Here is a 17,650-nt window from a genome sequence, read left to right as displayed (position 1 = left end):
AAGTCGTATCTTTGCACCCAGCGCCCGTAGGAAACCGCTGGCCTGGCTAACTCAGATGCGGGCGGCCGTCGATTCGAGAGGTAACCGATCGCCCGCCGACAATGGGTTACCCACCGAGACTGATTGCCGCGCAGCCGCCTTCGACGTGTAAGCGCCGGTTCGTGCATGCCCGGAACGGCTGCACTCACGGACCTTCTACGTAGTACGTGACGGACTTTTACGCATTATCGCTGACGATCTTTGCCTCCCAGGACTCCAGAATCTACTGCGACGGTTCGGGTCAAGACGACTTCGGTGGTGTGCTTCGCGTTGCCACCGCGGTCGGCGAGGTGCCCACCGGGCTGTGAATCCTGATGCAGCCCTTGGATGGATCGTTGTTGTCAGCGCGCTACAGCGTTCGCTTGCGCGCTCAGGCCGACCAAGTTGATCGACTACGAAGAGATGTTTAGGGGCGCGATGCAAGCGCGAGCGATGGTAGCCAATCCTGACCAATGGGCGGACTCCGACCGCGACCAGGTCAACACTCGCCATTATCTGTCCACTTCGATGCGCGTGGCACTGGATCGCGGTGAATTCTTCCTCGTCTACCAGCCAATCATCCGGCTTGCCGACAACCGCATCATCGGCGCCGAGGCCCTGCTGCGCTGGGAACACCCGACGTTGGGCACGCTACTCCCGGGCCGGTTCATCGACCGTGCCGAGAACAACGGACTGATGGTGCCGCTCACGGCCTTCGTGCTCGAGCAGGCCTGCCGCCACGTCCGCAGTTGGCGTGACCACAGCACCGACCCGCAACCGTTTGTCAGCGTCAACGTCTCCGCCAGCACCATCTGCGATCCCGGCTTCCTGGTGCTGGTCGAAGGTGTGCTCGGCGAAACCGGCCTGCCCGCCCATGCCCTGCAGCTCGAACTGGCCGAGGACGCGCGCCTTAGCAGAGACGAGAAGGCGGTGACCAGGCTACAAGAATTGTCCGCTCTCGGCGTCGGCATCGCCATCGACGACTTCGGCATTGGATTCTCCAGCCTCGCCTACCTTCCCCGCCTCCCCGTCGACGTGGTCAAACTCGGGGGAAAGTTCATCGAGTGCCTCGATGGCGACATTCAAGCTCGGCTGGCCAACGAACAGATCACCCGGGCAATGATCGACCTTGGCGACAAGCTCGGTATCACCGTCACTGCAAAGCTAGTCGAAACCCCCAGCCAAGCCGCCCGGTTGCGCGCCTTCGGCTGTAAAGCCGCACAAGGCTGGCACTTTGCCAAGGCACTGCCGGTCGACTTTTTCAGAGAGTAGGTCGCGTGGGTGTAGATCGATGGCAACGGCGTGTTTCACCAAGCCGTAGAACAGTATGCCCCGCACGCATGAGAGGTGGGTGGGACCGGTTGAATCGGAATGAATACTCGTCAAAGTAATATTTTGCATGATCCATTCGATTACCCCGATGAACGGGGTCCACCATCGATAGGGTCTACGCCACCCGGGGTAAATACGATCAAGAGCCGTGACCAACACTGAACAACGCTTTGCCGGTCCGGAAAAATCTGGCTATCTGGTCATGTAGTTTTCGAGCGCGTGCGCGTGGTATTTGTGAACGCGCGTGCGCACGATTTCGTGACAATTTGTTCACGGCTCTCGCAGCGACTCGATAAATACCAGCGCGGCCGGGCGTTGAACCCTGCCGTGCGGCGCCGTTCTGCGCAACGGCAGCAATTCTCCGGGCGCAGCCCCAACGTCTGCGCTGCTCGATACAGGGGCAGCAAATCTCGTGTTAATTGCCGGATACCTAACAGATTGGAGAATCATGACCACCGCTCAACTTCGTCCTATCGCACCGCAGAAGTTGCATTTTTCGGAAAATCTCAGTGTGTGGGTTTCTGATGCGCAATGCCGGCTTGTGGTATCGCAACCCGCGCTCGATCCCACGTTGTGGAATACATACCTTCAGGGTGCGCTTCGCGCCTATAGTAAGCACGGAGTCGAGTGTACCTTAGATCTCGACGCCATCAGTGACGGTTCCGATACACAGTTGTTCTTTGCCGCCATTGATATTGGAGGAGATGTAGTCGGGGGCGCTCGGGTAATCGGACCGCTGCGGTCAGCCGATGACTCGCATGCGGTAGTCGAATGGGCTGGCAATCCCGGATTATCCGCGGTGCGCAAGATGATCAATGACCGGGCGCCATTCGGGGTCGTGGAAGTGAAGTCCGGGTGGGTTAATAGTGACGCGCAGCGCAGTGATGCGATTGCTGCCGCCTTGGCGCGCGCCCTACCGCTAAGCATGTCCCTGTTGGGGGTTCAGTTTGTGATGGGGACCGCGGCGGCCCACGCGCTGGACCGGTGGCGTTCTTCGGGGGGAGTAATAGCAGCGAGAATCCCGGCGGCAGCATACCCGGACGAGCGCTACCGGACCAAGATGATCTGGTGGGACCGCAGAACCTTGGCTAACCATGCCGAGCCAAAACAACTGTCAAGAATGCTTGTCGAGTCGCGCAAGCTTCTGCGCGATGTAGAAGCGTTGAGCGCAACCACCGCAGCGACCGCTGGAGCCGAACAGTGACCATCCCACACGAGGGCGGCAGCACCGGCATTCTCGTCCTTCGTGACGATGACCACGACGATGTCCTGGTGCTCGATCGACTACGCTCAGATCCGAGCATCGAGTTCGTCGACCGATTCGCAGAACAGCTAGCGGGCGTGCGGCGCCTGCTGCCACAGCCTGATCCAGATCTGCTAGAAGAAGCGAAGCGATGGGCCTATTATCCCTGGCGGCGCATGGTTGTTGCCATTCTGGGTCTCCGGGGGTTCCGTGCCGTGCGCTTGGACCGCAACAGGCACCTCATCACCGCTGAGGAACAACGCGCACTGCACGCGCTACGGGTCGGCGTCGTCGGACTCAGCGCCGGCCATGCGATCGCATACACCCTTGCCGCCGAAGGTGCCTGTGGCACACTGCGGTTGGCCGATTTCGACAAAATTGAGCTGTCGAACCTGAATCGCGTGCCGGTCGGCGTCTTCGACATTGGCCTCAACAAGGCGATGATTGCGGCGCGCAGGATCGCGGAGCTGGATCCCTACCTGGCCGTGGACCTCGTTACATCCGGGCTCTCGCCGGAATCCGTCGACGAGTTCCTCGACGGCCTTGACGTCGTTATCGAAGAATGCGACTCGCTGGATATCAAAGTGATACTGCGACAAGCCGCGTGCGCCCGTGGTGTCCCCGTACTGATGGCGACCAGTGACCGCGGCCTGGTCGATGTCGAACGCTACGACGTCGAACCTGGGCGACCGATCTTTCATGGGCTATTGGGCGACATCGACGCCGACAAGCTGTGTGGACTGACCACAAAAGACAAAGTCCCCCACGTTCTCAACATCCTTGATTGCCAAGAGCTCTCGGCGCGTTGTGCGGCTTCGATGATCGAAGTTGACCAGACGTTGTGGGGATGGCCGCAGTTGGCAGGCGATATCTGGGTGGGCGCAGCGACGGTAGCTGAAGCGGTACGCAGAATCGGTCTGGGAGAACCACTTGAGTCTGGCCGGGTACGGGTGGATGTGTCCGCAGCGCTAGATCGCCTCGATCAACCGCCCATGCCGTCTCGCGGGAACGGATGGTTGCTCGAGTCCGTGCCGCCAACAGCGCCAGCCGAGCCGCAGCCAACCAGCGAAATCGTGGCTCAGGCGGCGATTCGCGCGCCTTCAGGGGGCAACGTTCAGCCATGGCATGTTGTGGCCAAACAGCATTCGCTGACCATCCGACTAGCACCTGAGCACACCAGCGCAATGGATATCGCGTTTCGTGGTAGCGCAGTGGCCGTCGGCGCGGCCATGTTTAACGCGCGTGTCGCTGCCGCTGCACACCGGGTCCTGGGATCAGTAGAGTTCGACGAATCCCAGCCCGACTCGCCGCTGCAAGCGACAATGCATTTTGGCCGTGGTGATGATCCAAGCCTTGCGGCCCTTTACCGGCCGATGCTGCTCAGAACGACCAATCGCCACCACGGTATGCCCGGTCACGTCCACCCCGCGACCGTTGAGTTGTTAACGAACACCGCCGCGGCTGAGGGTGCGCGGTTACAGCTGTTGCTGTCACGAAACGAGATCGACCGGGCTGCAACAATTTTAGCGGCTGCAGACCGAATCCGCTATCTCACCCCGAGGCTACATGAGGAAATGATGTCCGAGCTCCGGTGGCCGGGCGACCCTTCGCTCGATGCGGGCATCGATGTCCGAAGCCTCGAACTGGATTCCGGCGAATTGCGGGTTCTCGATATCCTGCGACGCTCCGACGTCGTGGCACGGCTAGCGCAATGGGATTGCGGAACAGCCCTCGAAGACAACACCAATGAGCGCGTGTCGGCGAGTTCAGCGCTCGCAATCGTCTACGTTGATGGCGCCACGCTCACCGATTTTGCGCGTGGCGGATCAGCCATGCAGGCGGTGTGGATTGTGGCCCAACAACATGGACTGGCCGTACAACCGATGTCACCGATCTTCCTGTATGCACGTGGCCGCCACGACCTCGACCAAGCGTCACCCCATTTCGCCGCACAGCTGCACCGCCTGCAACTCGACTTTCGGGAACTGGTCAAGCCGGGCAAAGAAGGGCACGAGGTGTTGATCTTCAGGTTGTTCCACGCGCCACCGCCGTCGGTGTGTAGCCGCCGACGCGTACGGCACGCCATACCAGAGCCGCACAGATAGCATCCGAGATGTGCAACGACACCGCGACGCCGCAGCTTGAGGAGCTCGTCACCACCGTAGCCAACCAGCTCATGACAGTCGACGCTGCCACGTCAGCCGAAGTCAGTCAGCGCGTTTTGGCCTATCTAGTGGAACAGCTGGGCGTAGATGTCAGCTTTTTGCGTCATAACGATCGCGACAGGCGCGCGACGAGGCTGGTGGCCGAATGGCCACCTCGCCTCAACATACCGGACCCCGATCCGCTCAGGCTGATCTACTTCGCTGATGCCGACCCGGTGTTTGCGCTATGCGAACACGCCAAAGAGCCTCTCGTGTTCCGGCCCGAGCCGGCCACCGAGGACTATCAACGCCTCATCGAAGAAGCCCGCGGGGTTCCGGTAACGTCGGCTGCCGCCGTGCCGCTGGTATCTGGCGAGATCACCACTGGACTGCTGGGGTTCATCAAGTTCGGTGATCGGAAATGGCACGAGGCCGAGCTTAACGCCCTCATGACCATCGCTACACTCTTCGCCCAGGTGCAGGCTCGCGTCGCCGCCGAGGCGCGGCTTCGCTATCTGGCCGACCATGACGATCTGACCGGACTGCATAACCGTCGCGCGTTGCTGCAGCACCTGGACCAAAGACTGGCCCCCGGACAACCTGGCCCGGTCGCGGCGCTATTTCTCGACTTGGACCGCCTCAAGGCCATCAACGACTACCTGGGCCACGCCGCCGGTGACCAGTTCATCCATGTGTTCGCCCAACGGATCGGTGACGCACTCGTTGGCGAGAGCCTGATCGCCCGACTCGGCGGCGACGAATTCGTCCTCATACCCGCATCTCCAATGAGTGCCGATGCCGCTCAACCGCTCGCCGAACGTCTTCGCGACCAGCTCAAGGACCACGTCGCTATCGGCGGTGAGGTGCTCACCCGCACCGTCAGTATCGGTGTCGCCTCAGGGACTCCCGGACAGCACACACCGTCGGACCTCCTGCGCCGAGCCGACCAAGCCGCTCTGGCAGCCAAACACGCCGGCGGAGATAGCGTCGCGATTTTCACCGCGGACATGTCGGTCAGCGGCGAACTGCGCAACGATATTGAACTACACCTTCGACGTGGTATCGAATCCGACGCCCTTCGCCTGGTCTACCTACCCGAGGTCGACCTACGGACCGGCGACATTGTCGGGACCGAGGCATTGGTCCGGTGGCAGCACCCCACCCGTGGGCTGCTGGCACCGGGCTGCTTCATCCCTGTGGCCGAATCCATCAACCTTGCAGGCGAATTGGATAGATGGGTGCTGCGGAGGGCCTGCAATGAATTCTCCGAGTGGCAGTCAGCCGGTTTGGGCCACGACGCGCTGCTGCGTATCAACGTCTCAGCTGGACAGCTGGTGACGGGCGGGTTTGTTGACTTCGTCGCAGACACGATCGGCCAGCACGGTCTGGACGCCTCGTCCGTGTGTTTGGAAATCACCGAAAACGTTGTGGTGCAAGACCTACATACCGCCAGAGCCACCCTGGCTCGACTCAAAGAAGTCGGCGTTCACATCGCTATCGACGATTTCGGCACCGGCTATAGCGCCATATCACTGTTGCAGACGCTACCGATCGACACGCTCAAGATCGACAAAACATTCGTGCGGCAACTCGGAACCAACACTAGCGATCTGGTCATTGTGCGCGGCATCATGACACTCGCCGAAGGCTTCCAACTCGATGTAGTAGCCGAAGGCGTCGAGACCGAGGCTGCCGCCAGAATTCTATTGGATCAGCGCTGTTACCGTGCGCAAGGCTTCTTGTTCTCCCGGCCTGTCCCCGGGGAGGCCATGCGGCACATGTTGTCCGCACGACGACTACCGCCGACCTGCATACCTGCAACTGACCCGGCGTTATCTTGATGGAGGTGCCGTAACGGCAATGCAGACAACCCCAGGCAAGCGTCAACGACGGCAGCGCGGATCCATCAACCCCGAGGACATCATCAGCGGCGCATTCGAACTCGCCCAGCAGGTATCGATAGACAACTTGAGCATGCCATTGCTCGGCAAACACCTTGGCGTCGGGGTCACCAGCATCTACTGGTACTTCCGCAAGAAGGACGATCTGCTCAACGCGATGACCGACCGCGCTTTGAGCAAGTACGTGTTCGCTACCCCGTACATCGAAGCCGGCGACTGGCGCGAAACGTTGCGCAATCATGCCCGCTCGATGCGGAAGACGTTCGCGGACAACCCCGTACTGTGCGATCTGATACTGATTCGAGCGGCGCTGTCCCCGAAAACGGCGCGGTTGGGCGCCCAAGAGATGGAGAAGGCCATCGCCAATCTGGTGACGGCGGGCCTGTCGCTCGAAGACGCTTTCGACATCTACTCGGCGGTTTCGGTCCACGTGCGCGGATCGGTGGTGCTAGATCGGCTCTCCCGCAAGAGCCAGTCGGCGGGCAGCGGACCATCCGCCATTGAACACCCCGTGGCCATCGATCCCGCGACGACTCCGCTGCTTGCTCACGCAACTGGGAGGGGGCATCGGATCGGGGCCCCCGATGAAACCAATTTCGAATATGGTCTCGAATGCATCCTCGACCATGCTGGCCGGTTGATCGAACAAAGCTCGAAAGCCGCTGGTGAGGTCGCAGTGCGCCGCCCCACGGCCACCGCCGATGCGCCTACGCCGGGCGCGCGGGCCAAAGCGGTGGCGCGTTGAGGGCTTACTGCGCTTCCAGTTCCGGCACGTGGTAGGCCCGCGGCCGGTACCGGGTACGCCGGCCCCTATGAGATCCGCATCCAAAGCTTGCAGTTATGCGTCTGGAAGGCTGCCACGGTCGGCGGGATCACCACTGACATCGGGCCCATAGAGGTGTTGGTGTCGACAATGTTCTCATTGCTCACCTCGGGTGCGCTGTGTGTCGACCATGAGCAGGTTGAGAGCTCGGACACCCTGCCGAACACCAAAATAAGGGGATTCGACGGCCCCTCCGTGCGGTAGGTGCCTGGCGCAATGTCAGTTCCCACGAGAAACACCCCATCCCCGGGGAATTGCTCACCGGTTTCGGCGCGGGCCCCAGGTGCGAGCGTGATCGCGGCCATTGCCATACCCGCGACGAGTCCCGCCGATGCGCGCAACGCAAGCGTGCGGGCCATATTCTCCTCCCTATCATGCAGGTTGCCTGCCCTCCAAGATGGCAGCCTATGCCCAGATGTGCTCAAGCGACAACGCCCCTGGCGGCAATCGCGATGCAACTGCACATCATCGATGGACTCCGGAGGCCAGCCTTCGAGTCCTCAGAGGCTTCTGGATCGCGCTGGTTCCCGCTCCGCTGAGCAGCAACGGGCGCATCAGGCATCAGCCGTTCAATCTGATATTCCGCGGAGTATCGGTAGCCGCCATGCATACCGTTCGGCAGCGACGTGGTGGCGCTCGTCCGACGTTGACCATCGTCAAGTACCTATGACGGTGCTGGGCAGCGCGCACCGCCAGCTCGAATGCGCCGGCACGCCCGAGAATGAACTCGGTGGTGTCGATACCCTTGCAGCCGGCGACCGAGCAAGCCAATAACACCCAGCCGATCGACGATTTCTTGCGGGTAGCTGTTGCCACGTTCGAGGGCCGGTGCATTGGGAAAGATTTCCTTCTTGACGAATTGCCGTACCGTGGCAATGATCTCGGTGTCATATGAACCGGCCGCCAGTCACGTCCAACACGGTGCCGGTCATGTACGAGGATAGATCCGAAGCCAAGAACACGGCCACGCTAGCGACTTCGCTGGGCTCGCCGGCGCGACCCATCGGAACTTCGGCAAGCTTCTGGTCCCAAATGCGTTGCGGCATAGCTTCTGTCATCGCTGAACGGATCAACCCCGGAGCTATTGCGTTTACCCGAATGCCGAGGTGTGCAAGTTCTTTGGCGGCCGCCTTGGTCATTCCTACGATGCCGGCCTTGGCCGCTGAGTAGTTGGTTTGGCCGACCATACCGACCTTGCCTGACACCGAAGACATGTTCACAATGGCGCCCCGCTTGCGTTCCCGCATGATTGCCGCCGCCAGCCGGGTACCGTTCCATGTTCCCTTCAGATGCACCGCGATGACCTGATCGAACTGCTCTTCGGTCATCGTGCGCATCGTTGCGTCGCGGGTGATCCCGGCGTTGTTGACCATGACATCCAGACCGCCGAAACGCTCGACAGCGGTCCGGATGAGGATGTCGACGTCGTCGGCTTGAGTCACATCGCACCGCACCGCCAGAGCAACGTCATCGCCGCCCAGCCGCTTGGCTGCGACCTCGGTCGCTTCGAGATTCACATCACCAAGCACAACCCGTGCACCCTCGGCAACGAATCGCTGGCCGATAGCTAACCCCAGCCCTTGTGCACCGCCGGTAATTACGGCAGTCCGAGCGTTCAGCAATGACGCCATGCGAATATCATATTTTGCACCGTCGGCGGCGAAGCTCTTCTACACCGAACTAGCTGGCAAGGTGGCCGACCTCGCGATGCAGATTCACGGAGGAAGTGGCTATCTGCGTGGCGCGGTGGTTTCTCGCGTTACTCGGCGAGGATCTGCCACTCGGCGGCCTCGTGCTGTTGGCGCCAGAACTGACTGAAACGCCCACCCGCGGTGAGCAACTCGGAGATCGAACCGTCCTCGACCACTCGGCCATCGTCAACAAACAGGACGCGGTCGGCATGACGGATGCTTGCCAACCGATGGGCGACGATCACCCGGGTGCGTGATCGCGGATCGGCCGCAAGCGCGTCGACCACCGCGGCCTCATTCTCGGCGTCCAGTGCGCTGGTCGCCTCGTCGACCAGTAGCACCGGAGCGGCTTTCAGCAGAGCCCGTGCGATGCTTACGCGTTGCCGCTCGCCGCCGGACAGCGCCGAGCCGGCTTCGCCAACGATTGTGTTTGCGCCGTCTGGCAGCCTGGCGATGAGCTCGTCCACCCGCGCCAGCCGGACGGCTTGCGCAAACTGATCGTCACTAGCGCCCGGGTCTGCAGCGAACACGTTGTCGCGGATCGTCCCGTGGAACAGGTAAGGATGTTGGAACACGACACTGCAGACCGCCTGCTGCGCCCGGGCATCCAGCGTCGCGACATCGGTGCCGTCGATGAGGACACGACCGCGAGTGGGCTGGTGCAGGCCCGCGATCAGCGCCAGGATCGTGCTCTTTCCGCAGCCAGACGGTCCGACGATCGCCGTCGTGGTTCCCGGCTGCAAGCAGAAGCTGACCCCGTCGAGGACCGGCCCGCTGCCGCCGTCGTAGCCGAAGGCGACGTCGTCGAACTCGATACGCGGGACCACGGCGCCGTCACGCCACGTGCCAGACCCGGCCACCATGACCGGTGCGGTAAGCACCGATCCGATGCGCCCCAGGGTCGCGCGGGTGCTCTCGAGGGCCGGCGCCAACTCGCTGACAGCGGTGAACGGCTCGAGGTAACGGACCATCACCACGATCAGGGCGATGGCCTCGGGAACCGTGAGCGTTCCCGTGATGGTCAGCGCCGCGGTGGTGCCGGCGAGCACGATCAAAGCCAGTTGGCTGGCGATGCTGAACAACAGCTGGCCCGGTATCTGCATGCCCAGCAACCGCATCGTCGCGGTGTGCTGGCTGGCCAGAGCGTTGCCGACCAGACTTCGAGCCGGCTCGACGCGCCGGGCGGCCCGCAATGCCTGTTGAGTCCGAGCGAACTCGATAATCCGTTCGGTGAGCGCGGTATTGGCTTTGTCTGCTGCGGTATCGGCACGCCGCGCAAAGGCTGCGGAGGCCCACAGCGCCCCCAGCAGCAACGGCACGCCGGCCAGTGCAGCCACGCCGAGCTGCCAGGAGATCGGCAACAGGGCCAGCGCGATCACTGCCGGCAGCAGGATCGCGCTGGTCAACGGTGTCACCAGATTAACCACCAGGCCAACAAGTTCCGGCCCGGTGGCCGCGATCGCCTGCCGTGCCGTCGCGGTGTTTTCGGCGGTAAACCAATCCAACCGGACAACCGGAAGCCGGTCCGCCACATCATGTTGGGTGTGGTTAAGGACGGCGAAACCCAGCTCGATACCGATGCGTGCGGTCACGGCGTCTAGCACCCACCCGGCCACGGTCGCGGCGGACAGCCAGCCCAGCCACAGCCACGCGCGCTGCGGCGCCTCCCCGAACAACGCCGCCATCAGCGGCACCAGCAACACGGTGCCCACCGCTCGCGCGACAACGGAACAAAACGCGAGCAGCGCAAAGCCGATTAGCCTGGCGCGGTGGTCGTTCGGAACAAGGGCTATCCAGGTGCGGATCATCGGGTGCCGTCCTGCGCTGCGGCGACCGCCACCCGGCTGCCCTGGCCGGTGTCCCACAGCCGGCAGTAGCGTCCGCCCGCGGCAAGCAACTCCTCGTGGGTGCCGCGTTCGACGATCCGACCATGATCGAGCACGACGATCTGGTCGGCCCGGGTGATGGTATGCAGTCGATGGGCGATTACCAGCACGGTGCGGTCCCGGGTCAGCCGGTTAAGCGCCTGTTGCACAAGGTATTCCGATTCCGGATCGGCAAACGCGGTGGCCTCGTCGAGGATGAGGACCGGAGTGTCGCCGAGGATGGCACGGGCAATGGTGAGCCGCTGTCGCTCCCCGCCCGAAAGACCACTGTTGGCTCCGAGCACGGTATCGTAGCCGTCCGGCAGCCGAAGCACCCGGTCGTGGATTTGCGCTTCGCGGGCCGCGACCTGGACCTGTTCGGCGGGGGCATCCGGTACCGCCAGCGCGATGTTTTCGGCGGCGGTGCCATGCACAAGCTGGGCTTCCTGTAGCACAAAGCCGACTCGCGTGTACAGCTCGTCCGCGGCCAGTGATCGAATATCCTGTCCACCAACGCGTATCGCACCTCGCTCGACATCGTGGAATCGAGCCAGCAGGGTGGCCAGTGTCGACTTGCCGGAGCCGGACGGGCCGACGAGCGCGGTGACCGTGCCCGGCCGCAGCGTAAGCGATACATCCTGGATCACCGGCACTCCAGGGCGGTACCCGAAGGTGACGTGGTCGAACACCACAGTTGCTGGCGCCTCGCCGTCGAGCGGTTCGCGCGGATGTTCCCGCACGGCGAGTTCGGTTTCGTCGAGTGTGACTTGCAGGTGCCGGGCCGCCAGAAGTCCCGTGCGTAGGCCGCCGAGCCCGTAGGCGATCCCGAGCAGGCGGGCACCGAACGTGGTACCCAAGAACATGAACGGCAACAAATTCACCGGATCCATTCGATGCGTGGCTACCAACAAGGTGCCGGTAGCGGCGATGAGCCACAGGAACGTTGCTGGGCGAGTGGCCAGATCCATCAGGGTTTTCTTGCCGGCCAGCGGCCGCTGCCAGGCGACCAGGAATCCGATGTACTCGTCCAACCGGCGACGGAAGCTCGATGACGCGGCGCCGAAGACGCGAATCACCGGCTGACCCTCGAGGTAACTACCCGCTTCGCCGTTCATCTTCTCTGCCCACCGCTGCGCTTGAACAATGCGGGGCCCGGATTGGATCGTGAGCGATGACGTGATGGTCAGGTAGACCAGAACCGGCCCGAACAAGACCAGCGCCACTCGCCAGTCCACGACGAACAGATAGACCAGCACCCCCACCGGGGCGACAACCGCGGCGACCGCGTCCGGAACGGCATGGGTGACCAAGTAGTGCAACGCCAGCGTGTCGTCGGTGACCAATTTTTTGATCGATCCGGACCCGCGGCTGGTGAACCAGCCCAGCGGCAACCGGGACAGCTTGCTCAGCAGCCGCAAGCGCAACGCCCTGGCGAAGCGGGCATCGATCACGTGCAGCCACAGCGTGAGGGCGGCTGCCAGCAAGGCCCCGGTCCCCAGCAACCCCACCGCGGCGAACCCGACCGTGAACAACCGGTGCGCGCCGGCGCCGGAGACCAGCAGCCTTGACAGCTCGACCAACAGCACGAACGGCGCCAACTGCGCCAGCGTGACCAGAGCCGCAAGCACACCCGAGAGCACCAGCGGCAGCTTTAGCGGCGCCAGCAGCCGGCTGGCAGCCTGAGCGCGCCAGCTGCCACGCGCCGGGGCAGGCACCGCCGATTCTGGCTGCGGGGCTGCGCCCACCTCAGGTTCGGTGGCCGCCGGTTCGGTTGCTCGGTGGGTGCCCATGGCACGCCCGGCGTTCCAGTAAGCCTGAGCGTGGATCTCGGACTTAGGGAACCCGAACTCGTCGCGCAGCCGCACCCGGACGCATTTCAGCGCGGCAGCCTCTGGCGTCGCCCACGCATACCAGTCCGACCAGTCGCGGTTCTCGATCGCCTCGGCCAGCGATTTCTCGTCGCGGCGCATAACCCAGCGCACCCGCAGCCGGGGATGCTTTGCGAGCGGGATCAACGTGTCGTTGTCGTCGTGTTGTTCAAGGTACATCTCGATCGGGACGTCGTTCGGGACCGTTTCGATGATCCCGTTCATCCCCGGAATCGACGCCGAGTCGCCGATTAGCAGATACCCGGCGGGCTGCTCCTCGGGCACGTCGAACCGCGATGAGCCCATCAGCGACATGACCGCTATGGTTGCGCCAGGTTTGACGGTGCGCGCCCACGACGAGGCCGGACCCGCCGGGTCATGCAATACAACGTCGACCGCGAAGCGGCCCGCGGCGGGGTCAGCTTCGGAGATCGTATAGGCGCGCTGGAACTCGGTGTTGGACCCGTTCGGGTCGGGGAACCAGAACCGCAGCCATGCGGCGGGCTCAGCCTCCGCATCCTGGAAGAGCGTCGGCGAAACCATCCGGACCCGCACGAAATGCGGTGCAATCGAAATGGTTTCGATCACCGTTGCGGTGTGGTCGCGCGCGCCGAAACTGCGCAACATCACACCCTGCAACCCGCGTGCCATCAGCGGTCCTCTCTCGCGGCGGCCTAATCCGCCACGACTTCTCAGATCGGGCGACCACGAACGCTGGGTTACCGGCCAACCGGCGTGCAACGGCGTCGCGCTCCGCCGATACCCCGAGCTGCGCCGCGACCGCGCTGATACTCAGCCCGCGCATACAACCCAGTCGGCCCCAGTCGGACGATCTCGTCCAAACTAAGGGTTGCCTTACCGAAGGTCAAACTCGGGGACCATGGAGTGCGGGCGGAGGGACTCGAACCCTCAAACTCTTTCGAGCACCGGCACCTAAAACCGGCATGTTTGCCAATTTCATCACGCCCGCGGGCGTAGCGATCGTACCGCCTCGACCCCCGGACAGCCGGGCAGCGGGCGACGTGATCCCGGCTCACGCATGTATGGCATGCCTAACCTAAGCAGCGAGCCCTCCGGTAAGCTCGGCCCGCAATGACCAAACCCACATCCGCTGGCCAGGCCGACGACGCGCTGGTTCGGCTAGCCCGCGAGCGATTCGACCTACCTGACCAGGTACGACGCCTCGCCCGCCCGCCCGTTCCATCGTTGGAGCCGCCATACGGGTTGCGGGTCGCACAGCTGACCGACGCGGAGATGTTGGCGGAGTGGATGAACCGTCCTCATCTGGCGGCGGCCTGGGAGTACGACTGGCCGGCGTCACGTTGGCGTCAACACCTGAACGCCCAACTTGAGGGAACCTATTCGTTGCCATTGATCGGCAGCTGGCACGGAACAGATGGTGGTTATCTCGAATTATACTGGGCAGCAAAGGATTTGATTTCTCACTACTACGACGCAGACCCCTACGATTTGGGGCTGCACGCGGCCATCGCGGACTTGTCGAAGGTCAATCGGGGCTTCGGCCCGCTGCTGCTACCGCGGATCGTGGCCAGCGTCTTTGCCAACGAGCCGCGTTGCCGGCGGATCATGTTCGACCCCGATCACCGCAACACCGCGACCCGTCGGTTGTGTGAGTGGGCCGGATGCAAGTTCCTCGGTGAGCATGACACGACAAACCGGCGCATGGCGCTCTACGCTTTGGAAGCTCCGACCACGGCTGCGTAACCGTCGTGATCGGGCGTCATGCCGGCAGCCACCAATTCCCACAGCACCTCGTCGGTGCCGCCGCCGACCCGGGCGAGCTTCATGTCCCGCCACCATTTGCCAAGCGTCGTTTCGTCGACAAGATAACCCGCCCCACCGAAGATGTGCATGCATTCGGAGATGACTTCCTCACCGAGCCGGGCGGCGGTGACTTTGACCGCTGCCGCCGTGCGCAGTTCCAGTCTCCCCTGTTCAGCGATGCCGTGCAGCGCGTACCGCAGCAGATCGACACGCGCCTGCAGGTCCGCCATACGCAGCCGCAGCGCCTGGTGTTCGAACAGCGTCTGACCGAACTGACGTCGACTCATCATGCGGGCCAGGGTGATTCCGATCGCCCGTTGACACGACGCTGCGATCTGCCCGGCGATCGACATCCGCTCATGAGCCAGTCCCCAACTGATGGCTGCCAGCCCCGTGCCGGCCCGCGCAACCAGTGCATCGGCCGGTACCCAGGTGTCGATGCAGACCGCGGCGGTATCCAGCGGTCCCGCACCGACCTTGCGGTAGGGGGTCTGCACGCTGACTTGTGCGGCCGGCACGGCCACGACCGCGACATTGCCGTGCCTACTGGTCGGATCGTGGTCGACGCTGCGGGCCACCACCATGATGTGGTCGGCGATCGGAGACAGCGACACGAATTTCTTGACGCCGCGGACCTCGAAACCACCGTCACGGGACCGTATCTCGGTTTCGACGATCTGCAGGTCGGATCCGCCGGACTCCTCCGAGGCTCCGATGCACAGCACCGCGGCGCCACGGATCGCCTGATCGCAGATATCCCGCAAGTAGTCCGACTTACCAAACCGGCGCAAAATCGCGATCGCCGAGTCATGCAAGCTGACACCCACACCGATGCCGGCAGAGGCCAGCTGGCCCAACGCGAAAGCGAGTTCGACGAGTTTACCGACGTCGGGACGGGCGTCGGTCGCCCACTTCGCATCGAATACGCCGCAGACACCCAGGTGTTCGATCAACTGGCGCGGAAAACGTTCCTGCGCTTCCGCTTCTGCGGTCCATGCCACCACCCGCTCGTCGAACGCTTTGGCGAGCAAACCGCGGAAGTCGTCGAGGTCGGAGCCGGCCGTCATCAGTCCGCCATCTCCAGGGAGCGCCGGACTGCCAAGCGGCGCAGTTTTCCAGACGACGTCCGGGGCAGTGATCCAGGCGACACGAAGACGACGTCGGACGGGACGATACCGCACTCGGACGCAACGCGTTGGATCAGTTCGGCGCGGGCGTTCGCCTCGTCTGGGCCGCGGAACTCGGCCGCGACCACCAGACCGGGGCGGGTCGAGCGATCACCGGTGCCCAAGGCGACCACGGCGCCTTCGCGCACTCCGCGAACTTGCGCTGCCACCAGCTCGACCTCCGTCGGAAAGATGTTGCGTCCCGCGATGGAGATGACTTCCTTCGCGCGACCACACACCACCAGGCCGCCAGCGCCAAGATAGCCGAGGTCGCCGGTGGCAAACCAATCGTCAGGGTCGATCGGCTGCTGACCCAGGTAACCCGCCATCATCGACGCACCGCGAATCTCGATTTCGCCAATTTCACGGCTCGCATTGCCTGCCGCCTGATCACCGCACGAGATCCGTACCTCCATACCGGGGATGGGGTTACCCAGGACCGCGTGCTTATGCGCACCGCTGCCGTCGATGACACGGTCGGCAAGCAACCCAATTCCGGGGACCGGCACGGTCACCGCGCACGTCGACTCGGCGAGCCCGTAGGAGGGCAACACGGCGCCGGCATCGAATCCGAACGGTGCCATCGCCTCCGCGAACCGCGTCAGCCCATCGCAGTCAACCGGCTCTCCACCGTTGAGCGTCACTCGCAGGGCACCCAGGTCGACCTCGGATACCCGCCTGGCGTATTTGCCGATGAGGTTGTAGGCGAAGTTCGGTGCCGCGGTCATGGTGGCACCACTGTCCGAGAGCCAACTCAACCAACGGAACGGCGACGCCGTGAACGCCGTCGTCGGGGCCAACCAGAGCGGCGCACCGGCCAGCGCAGCAGAGAGCACGAAAGCGAGCCCCATGTCGTGGTACAGCGGTAACCATGAGCAACCGACGTCGGTCGCAGCATCGGTGCCCACGCGCTGATTGAGCCCACGCAAGTTGCTGAGCACCGCGCCCGGCGAAAGGATGGCGGTACGGGGCGCGCCCGTCGATCCCGCGGTACCTTGAAGGACCGCGGGCCCTTCACTCGCCACCGGTGTGGCCGAACGATTGGTGTGCGCCGCCGTGCTGAGATCTCCGATCGTTACGCCGGCCGTATCGACCGATCGCAGGCGGGCAAGGTAGGAACCCTGGCTCAATACGGTGCGCACCCCAATCCCGAGGAAACGGGTCAACGTCGCGTCCGCCCATCGCTGGTCATTGGCGCCACGTACCGGCCCGGGCAGGATCGACACGGCAGCGCCGGCAAGCCAGGCACCCTGGATCGCGGCGACCAACTCGACCGTCGGTTCGCCGACCAGACCCACCGCGGCGGGTCGGTCATGGTCTAGCAGCCAGGCCGCTACGCTCTCGGCCAGCCCGTGTACCTCGGGCCACGGGTGCCGACACCACAGCGAGGTCTCGCGGTCGAGGACCATCAAGTCGCCGGCAGAGGCCTGCATGGACCGCGTGAGCACGGCCGCGAGCTCACTCATCGCGGTATTTGGCCGCGATCGCTGCCTCCAGTTCTCCGACCGTGTCGCACGTCAAGAGCTCCTCTTCGGACAGTGCGACTCCGAGCCGCTCCTCGATGGCCACCATACCGACCGCGAAGGCCACCGAATCCAGTCCCACATCGTCGACCAACCTGGCATCAGGCGTGACTCGAGTCAGGTCAATGTTGAGGTCGTCGCGCAGGATGCTCAGCAGCGTAGTGCTGACGGTGGACGGCGATGAGGTCATGGCGAAGGAGGCTACACCTGGGGTATTAGGCAAGGCTAGCCTTGTACTTAGTGGATATCGCCACATCGCGCCCGGGCGCCCAATAGAGCAGTGCGCGGTAA

Annotated in this window: 14 protein-coding genes and 1 tRNA gene; 6 read left to right on the top strand and 9 right to left on the bottom strand. The window is 63.4% G+C overall.

Annotated elements, in window-relative coordinates; all coding sequences use genetic code 11:
- Positions 1-366: 366 nt before the first annotated feature.
- The 5 genes from Rv1357c (at position 367) to Rv1353c (ending at position 7,383) form a co-directional block, all read left to right on the top strand.
- On the top strand, positions 367-1,290 hold the full coding sequence (locus Rv1357c) for a hypothetical protein (RefSeq protein NP_215873.1): 924 nt from the start codon (positions 367-369) through the stop codon (positions 1,288-1,290).
- Positions 1,291-1,762: 472 nt separating this feature from the next.
- A complete protein-coding gene (locus Rv1356c; RefSeq protein ID NP_215872.1) occupies positions 1,763-2,554 on the top strand; it encodes a hypothetical protein in 792 nt (263 codons plus the stop codon).
- Positions 2,551-4,698: a molybdopterin biosynthesis protein MoeY gene (gene moeY / locus Rv1355c; RefSeq protein NP_215871.1), complete on the top strand. Its 2,148-nt coding sequence runs from the start codon at positions 2,551-2,553 to the stop codon at positions 4,696-4,698. Before Rv1356c ends, moeY begins: the two co-directional genes overlap by 4 nt.
- 8 nt (positions 4,699-4,706) lie before the next feature.
- Positions 4,707-6,578 (top strand): hypothetical protein, encoded by a 1,872-nt coding sequence (locus Rv1354c; protein ID NP_215870.1) that lies wholly within the window; start codon positions 4,707-4,709, stop codon positions 6,576-6,578.
- A 19-nt stretch (positions 6,579-6,597) separates the two neighbouring features.
- On the top strand, positions 6,598-7,383 hold the full coding sequence (locus Rv1353c; protein NP_215869.1) for an HTH-type transcriptional regulator: 786 nt from the start codon (positions 6,598-6,600) through the stop codon (positions 7,381-7,383).
- Positions 7,384-7,448: 65 nt separating this feature from the next.
- Here Rv1353c and Rv1352 read toward each other — a convergent pair whose 3' ends face one another.
- The 6 genes from Rv1352 to leuW all read right to left on the bottom strand — a co-directional run bounded on the left by Rv1352 (position 7,449) and on the right by leuW (position 13,855).
- Positions 7,449-7,820: a hypothetical protein gene (locus Rv1352; RefSeq protein ID NP_215868.1), complete on the bottom strand. Its 372-nt coding sequence runs from the start codon at positions 7,818-7,820 to the stop codon at positions 7,449-7,451.
- Positions 7,821-8,022: 202 nt separating this feature from the next.
- Entirely contained in the window at positions 8,023-8,352 is a 330-nt protein-coding gene (locus tag Rv1351) for a hypothetical protein (RefSeq protein ID NP_215867.1), read from the bottom strand.
- The gene (gene fabG2, locus Rv1350; protein ID NP_215866.1) at positions 8,349-9,092 is read right to left on the bottom strand and encodes a 3-oxoacyl-ACP reductase FabG; all 744 of its coding nucleotides are present in this window, start codon (positions 9,090-9,092) and stop codon (positions 8,349-8,351) included. The genes Rv1351 and fabG2 overlap by 4 nt, the downstream gene beginning before the upstream one ends.
- A 128-nt stretch (positions 9,093-9,220) precedes the next feature.
- The gene (gene irtB / locus Rv1349) at positions 9,221-10,960 is read right to left on the bottom strand and encodes an iron ABC transporter ATP-binding protein/permease IrtB (RefSeq protein ID NP_215865.1); all 1,740 of its coding nucleotides are present in this window, start codon (positions 10,958-10,960) and stop codon (positions 9,221-9,223) included.
- On the bottom strand, positions 10,957-13,536 hold the full coding sequence (irtA, locus tag Rv1348; protein NP_215864.1) for an iron ABC transporter ATP-binding protein/permease IrtA: 2,580 nt from the start codon (positions 13,534-13,536) through the stop codon (positions 10,957-10,959). The genes irtB and irtA overlap by 4 nt, the downstream gene beginning before the upstream one ends.
- A gap of 235 nt (positions 13,537-13,771) precedes the next feature.
- Positions 13,772-13,855 (bottom strand) — tRNA-Leu (leuW, locus tag Rvnt19).
- A gap of 122 nt (positions 13,856-13,977) precedes the next feature.
- Here leuW and mbtK point away from each other — a divergent pair.
- Positions 13,978-14,610, top strand: a complete 633-nt coding sequence (gene mbtK / locus Rv1347c; RefSeq protein NP_215863.1) for a lysine N-acetyltransferase MbtK — start codon at positions 13,978-13,980, stop codon at positions 14,608-14,610.
- On the opposite strand, the gene mbtN is transcribed toward mbtK, so the two are convergent.
- The 3 genes from mbtN to mbtL are packed head-to-tail and all read right to left on the bottom strand — an operon-like array spanning position 14,577 to position 17,615.
- The gene (gene mbtN, locus Rv1346; RefSeq protein ID NP_215862.1) at positions 14,577-15,737 is read right to left on the bottom strand and encodes an acyl-[acyl-carrier-protein] dehydrogenase MbtN; all 1,161 of its coding nucleotides are present in this window, start codon (positions 15,735-15,737) and stop codon (positions 14,577-14,579) included. The genes mbtK and mbtN overlap by 34 nt on opposite strands.
- Positions 15,737-17,302, bottom strand: a complete 1,566-nt coding sequence (gene mbtM, locus Rv1345; protein ID NP_215861.1) for a long-chain-fatty-acid--ACP ligase MbtM — start codon at positions 17,300-17,302, stop codon at positions 15,737-15,739. Before mbtM ends, mbtN begins: the two co-directional genes overlap by 1 nt.
- Positions 17,295-17,615, bottom strand: a complete 321-nt coding sequence (gene mbtL, locus Rv1344; protein ID NP_215860.1) for an acyl carrier protein MbtL — start codon at positions 17,613-17,615, stop codon at positions 17,295-17,297. The genes mbtM and mbtL overlap by 8 nt, the downstream gene beginning before the upstream one ends.
- Between the last annotated feature and the right edge of the window lie 35 nt (positions 17,616-17,650).

The organism is Mycobacterium tuberculosis H37Rv (assembly GCF_000195955.2).
Lineage (GTDB): Bacteria > Actinomycetota > Actinomycetes > Mycobacteriales > Mycobacteriaceae > Mycobacterium > Mycobacterium tuberculosis.
Note: the sequence above shows the minus strand (reverse complement) of the source record. Positions and strands in the feature narration are given on the sequence as shown.

What these genes read in the sequence shown, in the direction of transcription:
- Rv1357c (NP_215873.1), top strand. Translation starts at nt 367, where the DNA reads ATGGATCGTTGTTGTCAGCGCGCTACAGCGTTCGCTTGCGCGCTCAGG.
- Rv1354c (NP_215870.1), top strand. Translation starts at nt 4,707, where the DNA reads ATGTGCAACGACACCGCGACGCCGCAGCTTGAGGAGCTCGTCACCACC.
- Rv1353c (NP_215869.1), top strand. Translation starts at nt 6,598, where the DNA reads ATGCAGACAACCCCAGGCAAGCGTCAACGACGGCAGCGCGGATCCATC.
- Rv1352 (NP_215868.1), bottom strand. Translation starts at nt 7,820, where the DNA reads ATGGCCCGCACGCTTGCGTTGCGCGCATCGGCGGGACTCGTCGCGGGT.
- Rv1351 (NP_215867.1), bottom strand. Translation starts at nt 8,352, where the DNA reads ATGACACCGAGATCATTGCCACGGTACGGCAATTCGTCAAGAAGGAAA.
- fabG2 (NP_215866.1), bottom strand. Translation starts at nt 9,092, where the DNA reads ATGGCGTCATTGCTGAACGCTCGGACTGCCGTAATTACCGGCGGTGCA.
- irtB (NP_215865.1), bottom strand. Translation starts at nt 10,960, where the DNA reads ATGATCCGCACCTGGATAGCCCTTGTTCCGAACGACCACCGCGCCAGG.
- irtA (NP_215864.1), bottom strand. Translation starts at nt 13,536, where the DNA reads ATGGCACGCGGGTTGCAGGGTGTGATGTTGCGCAGTTTCGGCGCGCGC.
- mbtK (NP_215863.1), top strand. Translation starts at nt 13,978, where the DNA reads ATGACCAAACCCACATCCGCTGGCCAGGCCGACGACGCGCTGGTTCGG.
- mbtN (NP_215862.1), bottom strand. Translation starts at nt 15,737, where the DNA reads ATGACGGCCGGCTCCGACCTCGACGACTTCCGCGGTTTGCTCGCCAAA.
- mbtM (NP_215861.1), bottom strand. Translation starts at nt 17,302, where the DNA reads ATGAGTGAGCTCGCGGCCGTGCTCACGCGGTCCATGCAGGCCTCTGCC.
- mbtL (NP_215860.1), bottom strand. Translation starts at nt 17,615, where the DNA reads ATGTGGCGATATCCACTAAGTACAAGGCTAGCCTTGCCTAATACCCCA.